At 59.4% G+C, this 6000-nt stretch carries 5 protein-coding genes; all 5 read left to right on the forward strand.

Features of this window, described 5'->3' with window-relative positions; genetic code table 11:
* Positions 1 to 4 precede the first annotated feature (4 nt).
* The 5 genes from AB4Y42_RS41255 to AB4Y42_RS41275 all read left to right on the forward strand — a co-directional run bounded on the left by AB4Y42_RS41255 (position 5) and on the right by AB4Y42_RS41275 (position 5604).
* On the forward strand, positions 5 to 439 hold the full coding sequence (locus AB4Y42_RS41255) for a rhodanese-like domain-containing protein (RefSeq protein ID WP_368697544.1): 435 nt from the start codon (positions 5 to 7) through the stop codon (positions 437 to 439).
* A gap of 263 nt (positions 440 to 702) precedes the next feature.
* Positions 703 to 1578 (forward strand): hypothetical protein, encoded by an 876-nt coding sequence (locus tag AB4Y42_RS41260; RefSeq protein WP_368697538.1) that lies wholly within the window; start codon positions 703 to 705, stop codon positions 1576 to 1578.
* Positions 1579 to 1681: 103 nt separating this feature from the next.
* Positions 1682 to 2215, forward strand: coding sequence for a MarR family winged helix-turn-helix transcriptional regulator (locus AB4Y42_RS41265; RefSeq protein ID WP_368697539.1), 534 nt, complete (start codon positions 1682 to 1684; stop codon positions 2213 to 2215).
* Positions 2212 to 3402 (forward strand): MFS transporter, encoded by a 1191-nt coding sequence (locus AB4Y42_RS41270; protein WP_368697540.1) that lies wholly within the window; start codon positions 2212 to 2214, stop codon positions 3400 to 3402. Before AB4Y42_RS41265 ends, AB4Y42_RS41270 begins: the two co-directional genes overlap by 4 nt.
* Positions 3403 to 3660: 258 nt before the next feature.
* Complete coding sequence (locus tag AB4Y42_RS41275; RefSeq protein WP_368697541.1) at positions 3661 to 5604, forward strand: AAA family ATPase; 1944 nt, start codon at positions 3661 to 3663, stop codon at positions 5602 to 5604.
* The last annotated feature ends 396 nt before the right edge of the window (positions 5605 to 6000 follow it).

A 6000-nucleotide genomic window follows, 5' to 3' on the forward strand; every position in this document is an offset into this window, starting at 1 on the left:
ACTTATGCAGAGTTCAAACATGTCGACTACCAACGCCGTTACCGCCGTCACCGCCGCCGACAGCGCAGCCGCGCTTGCCCACTTCCGCGCGGCGCTGCAATTCGAAACCGATTGCTCCGATGTCGCCAGCGCGCTCGCCAGCGGTACGCCCGGTTTCGTCCTCCTCGACGTGCGCAGTCCGGCCCTGTTCGCGGAGGGGTATGTGCCGGGCGCGCTCAATCTGCCGCACGGCAAGATAGTCGAGTCGAAGCTGGTTAACTATCCGAACGACACGCTCTTCGTAACGTACTGCGCGGGTCCGCATTGCAACGGTGCGACACGTGGCGCGCTACGGCTTGCTCAGTTGGGTCGGCCGGTGAAGGTAATGATTGGTGGGATCACTGGATGGCTCGATGAGGGCTTCCGCCTCGCCGTAAGCGAGGTCAAGTGCCCGCGTTGAAAGGCGCCCGATGAAACTGAGTTGAAAACCCAGGTCGAGAAACAGTCGCTGTTCCAACTACACCGAACGTCACCCCCCGATTCGGAGCCGGCCGATGGCTGCCTAAGGCATCGCTGGGCCGCTGCAGATCGGGTTATGACTTTTGCATGAAAGGATCCGCTCGGGGCGCTTGCCGTGCCCCAGGCGGCCAGTCGCGATTGCCGCTGACCCACTCGTGTCATATATCATCGAATCTCTGCGGGCTATCGGAAGCGAGCCGTTATATGAGTTCAAATTCTCGCAACGTTGTTGCGTTGACCGATGTTGAGGCAGCGGACCTGATGTGGATTTTCGGGCGCGCAACCGAGATGGCACAACTCTGGCGCGATCGACGCATGCCGCAGAGCTTGTCGGGCAAACGGGTGGCGCTCGTTGTCAACGACACAGGCTGGCGAAATACTGCTGCCTTTGATCTGGGTATTCAGTCAATGGGCGGAATCTGCGTACAACCACCGCTGCGTTGGGATACACGCGAGGATCTACACGATCTTGCCGCCTATCTCGGCAACTGGTTCGACGCGGTCATCACACGGGCACCAGAATTGTCGATTTTGCGAACCCTGGCCGACGCATTTGACGGCCCGGTTATCAACGCCAGGACGAGGCAGAACCACCCCTGCGAAATTCTGGGAGATCTCGCTTTTTACTTTTCCGGGCACCGAACCATAGACGGTATCAAAGTAGCTGTCCTTTCGCCGAGCTCGAATATATTGGGCTCGTGGATTGAGGCAGCTGCCGTGCTGCCGATCGACGTCGTGCAGATTTACCCTGAGAGATGGCACGCCCGACGAAGTGCAGAAGCGATTCCGCGCTTTTCCTGTAGCACGGACATGAAGGCAATCGAAGGCGCGAACATTGTTATCACCGACTGCTCGCCCGAGAATTCAGATCCTGCTGAGTTAATTGGCTACCAGATCTCCAACGAGATTCTCGATGATCTGCCGGAGGACGCCGAGTTCATACCCTGTCCGCCAGTACACCGAGGGGAAGAAGTGACGTTTGAAGCGATGCAACACCCTGCGTGCCGCGTAACTGAGGCGAAGGAATTTTTGCTGCATGTGCAAAATGCGGTATTGGAATGGGTATTTCGCAATCGTTGAACTGCGTACCCCGAAGCTCCCCTGCGTTTCCTAGCTCTCTTGCATCTCAGATCAAATATGTGCACACTGCATATGTGCATGCTACATATATTTGGGATGCCCCATGACACAGCGCACGGAAAATCTACTCGGCGTGCTCGCCGTGTTGGTCACGGACGAGATGTACGGGCTGGACACCGTTCCGGCCCTCGCCGGTCCGACTGCTCGGGCCATGCTAAACGCGATTGGCCAGTATCCAGACGCGTCCATCGAGTTGCTGCGCGACGCCGTCGACCTCTCGCATCCGGCGGCCGTCCGTGCCGTCGCAGGCTTGGTCGATGCCGGTCTCGCCGAAAAGCGATCTGGCGTGGACAAACGTTCCGTTGCGCTGGCACTGACAGGCGCTGGGCGGCGGGAAGTCAAGCGCCTGCAGGACGCGCGCGAGAACATGCTGTCGCGCATCGTAGGCCACCTCGACAACGACGAGCGCGTAGTTCTCGAAGACTTGCTGATCAAGATGCTCTGGCACGAGACCCGCGACCCTGCGCATGCCATGCAGTTGTGCCGCTTTTGCGATGACAAGCCGTGTCTCAAGGCCGGTTGTCCGGTCGAATGCAGCGAAGAGGGTCTGCCGATGCCGCCACGGAGCGTGTCGTGAAACCGTTGGGATCGGTGCGCTGGCCGGCCATTGCCGCACTGACTGCTGTATCGACGCTCGCGCAGATCGGCCAGTTCGGTATCGGCTTCATGGTGCTGCCTGTCTGGCTTGCCCATCAGGGCCTCGACGCGCCGCGCGCCGGCCTCTTCGCGGCATCGCAATGGACCGGCATGCTCGCGGGTCTGATGGTGGCTCCGGCGCTGGTTGCGCGACTCGGTGCAAAGAAAACGGTAGCGCTCGGCCTCACGGCTACGATTATCGCGTTTCCCGCGGTGAGTTGGCTCTCCTGGCCTCTCTGGATCGCACCCGGGGTGCTGACTGGACTCGGCATCGGCCTGCGCTGGATCGCCAATGAGTCGTGGCTGTACCGTCTCGTGCCTGAGGAGCTGAGTGGTCGCGTGGTCGGCATTCACGAGACGCTCATCGCGACAGCTGGCGTAGTCGCGCCCGCATTGGCGGCATGGTCAGGCCCGGTCGGACCGGTCGCGTTTATCGCGGGCGTGGCGCTCACACTCGCCGCCGCTATCCCGCTCTGGTTGACCGCTCCAGAGCATCCTGTGCGTCCCGTTACGCATGAGCCGACCGTCCATGCAACTGCGCAGGCCGCGCCGATCAGCGCGCTGGTATGCCTCGGCATGGTTGTCGTGGCAGTCGGCGGAATCAGTGATGGCGCGCTTTATGGACTCTTCCCGCTCTACGCCAATGCGCGAGGAATGAGCGACACACAGACAACCCTAATGCTGTCGTGCCTCGGCCTGGGAGGGATGGCACTGCAAGTTCCAGTCGGCTGGCTGGCCGACCGAGCTGGATTTGGTGTAACGGTGATCGTCTGTGCGGCGGCGAGCACGTTTGCGCTTTCCATATTCACGCTCGCCGCGCCGGTCTCCTGGTTGTTTCCGGCGAGCGCTTTCGCAGTCGGGGGCATGAATAGCGCGTTCATCACACTTGGCATGTACGCCGCTGCACGCAGCGCGAAGGCTGCGATTGTCCGGAACATGCGCCTGGTTTCGCTTGCGTTCACGGCCAGCTCGATCGTCGGGCCGCTCGTCACCGGCGCTGCGATGAAAGCGCTCGGCAACGACATGCTGATGTGGCCGCTCGCGATTACGAGCGGTGCGCTTGTTGTCTATACGCTTGGCGTCTGCGAAGGAAGGCGTCAGCTTAGCGGCCCATCGACCGCTAACTGACTGCTGCGGGCAACTGCCGCGGCTACGCACGAAGCGCTATTTGTGCGCCCGGAGATGTACAGGAAGCATTCGTTGAAACGCTGGAGGGCCGAAGGCCAGCAACGGGTCCGGTTATGCCTTTTGGATTGAGCACAGTCGGGAGATCACCCTTGCGCTCGGTCGTCGGGCTCTGGTCGGCCAAGAGCAGTCACTCCGCCTGATTACCAAAATCGGCGACAATCCTTCTCACGCTAAACCAGCTCAACGTTTCCTTCGTTCATGGCCAGGTTATTTCCAACACTCGATCACACTGAATTTCGCAGCCAAGGCGAATTCACGCTCTTTCAAGAGCTGGCGGCACTCGACGATGCGTTCACCGTCATTCACTCGCTTCCTTGGCTGCGAGGCAGGACCAAGCGGGTGTACTCGCAAGAGCTCCAGAAGTACCTGCAGGTCTCGTTGGAAAAGAAGCATCTGTCCGGAGAGGTGGACTTCGTAATCCTGCATGCGGAGCTGGGTATGCTTTGCATCGAGACGAAGTCGGGTCTGTACAAGCCTTCGGGTGTTCGATTCATTCACGAACGTGACGGATACGAAATCGATCCGCTGACTCAGGTCAAGGACAACACTTTCGTCCTCGCCGAGATGCTGCAGTCGTGGCAGATAAAGTGTCCGGTCGGCTACGCAGTACACTTCCCAGACTTCGATGTCGAGAGCTCACAGATTGCCAACGCGTACGTGCCGCTCGGCCGGCCGCTCCCCGACGGCATTCTGATCCTACAGAAGCATCGTCGGGATATACCTTCGCGCATCGTGCAACTAATGGCGCACTGGAAGACCGCACTGAACTATGGCGGCCAGAACAACTTCAGTCGTGAAATCGATCAATTCCTCAACGCCGTCTGGCCGCGAGAAGCGCGGGAAGGGCATCTTGGACGCAAGATCGTCGCCGACGGCGAGTTGTGGCTTCGATTAGACGACAAGCAAGCGAAACAAGTGGCCTTGTGCCTCGACTCCGATCGGAGGCTGATCGCGGGTTTCTCGGGCAGCGGCAAGACGCTCATTGCGCGCTCCCTCGCCGAGCAGGTCGCGTCTCAGGACCTCAAGGTACTCTTCCTTCTGAAGAACCGTCAGATCACGCAGAAGGTAGCCGCTCAATTGAACCATCTCGGCCAGGCGGTCACAGTTCAGACCTTCCATTCCTACTGTGAGTCCCTGGGCACACGGAACAGGGACAGCAGCTCTGGTGAGACCAACTATGACGAGCATTATCTGGCCCTGCATGGGAAGGTAGATCGCCAGTACGCGGTGCTGATCGTCGATGAAGCCCAGGCGCTCAACGAGGCAGATCATTTGGCTCTGCACAGCCATTTTGCAAATGCGCGCAAGTTCGTCTTTGCTGATGAGCTCCAGGTGCTTCCCGGCATCGAGAAGGGCAGCTCCTATCGATTCCTAGAGGATACCTACGGAGAGCGATTCTTCTATCTGGCGACGATCTACCGGAATCCCGGAGGCATTACTCAGGCGATGGTGGAGATGCGACCGCCACGGCATGAGGTGAACTGCCCTCGTCCGATCGCCGAGGAGGACTTGTCCAGAAGGATCAGCTGGGATGTTTCCAAGAGCATTCAGACCTTGATGGCGGATCTCTCGAAGGCTGGTGTCATGAGGCAGGACATGATCGTGCTCAGCCAGTTCTCCTCGTCGCTTGAGGGGATTGATGTCGCACAATCCACAATCTCGGCGTATCGCGGCATGGAGAAGCCCGTCGTCATCGTCGTGGCGGGTATCGACATGGATGACACCACATTGGCTTGCGCTCTCGGGCGAGCAACCACACGCGCTTACATTATCGTACCCATTGAACTGGTCACTTGCCCGAGCCACGTGAAGTCGGATTTCCTGCGCAGGGGCTTGGAGACGATCGATCTCGCGCCGCTGCTCGAACAGGATGAGCGTGGTCCGGAACCTCGGATCGTCACCAACAGGGTGAAGAAATACGCAGGCTTAGTCGGAAGACACGAGATATTCGGTGAAGGATTCTCCTATGCAATTCGATGGAGGCGATGGTTCTATGAAGGTGGAGCTAGATGGAGCAACCGTGGAGTTCAGCTCTGGGGCTGGTGGCTCTCACTAACGACAAGCCTTCCCATCTCCGGGATCGACCCTGAGCGTAACGAGCCGACCGGGTGCGCCCATAGCGGCGAAAACCGTGTTGAGTAAGACCGGACCGCGATGGTGCAGATTTCGGTTCGAATCTTCTGTAGCCATGAGTGTGGCGCGGAAGTGCCAACAAGCAGCGGATGGCGAGTGGCCGTTCTTCGCCGATTGAGGGAGGTCGCCACCGGCCGCTTTGCGGATTCCAGGTCTTCAAGATCAAGGTTCGGCCGAGTGACCGGTTCGGAGGAAGTTGTCTGACCGAGTTGGGTCGGTTATGCCTGTTGCATGAGTCGTGGGCCGAGGGCGAGCGGCGTGCCCGGTCGTGGGACGCAGTGCGGCCAGTAAGGGCCTGTAATGTTTCGGCGCTGGATGACTGAGTTTGCGCCCAAAGCGGCCGCACATTTGTCGGTGTGGTGCCTAATACGGTCCACCTAGTCTTGCTGCCTGCCCACTTCGCAA

This window comes from Paraburkholderia sp. EG286B (assembly GCF_040965655.1).
Classification (GTDB): Bacteria; Pseudomonadota; Gammaproteobacteria; order Burkholderiales; family Burkholderiaceae; genus Paraburkholderia.

Coding starts and splice junctions, on each gene's coding strand:
- AB4Y42_RS41260 (WP_368697538.1), top strand. CDS start 703: ATGAGTTCAAATTCTCGCAACGTTGTTGCGTTGACCGATGTTGAGGCA.
- AB4Y42_RS41255 (WP_368697544.1), top strand. CDS start 5: ATGCAGAGTTCAAACATGTCGACTACCAACGCCGTTACCGCCGTCACC.
- AB4Y42_RS41265 (WP_368697539.1), top strand. CDS start 1,682: ATGACACAGCGCACGGAAAATCTACTCGGCGTGCTCGCCGTGTTGGTC.
- AB4Y42_RS41275 (WP_368697541.1), top strand. CDS start 3,661: ATGGCCAGGTTATTTCCAACACTCGATCACACTGAATTTCGCAGCCAA.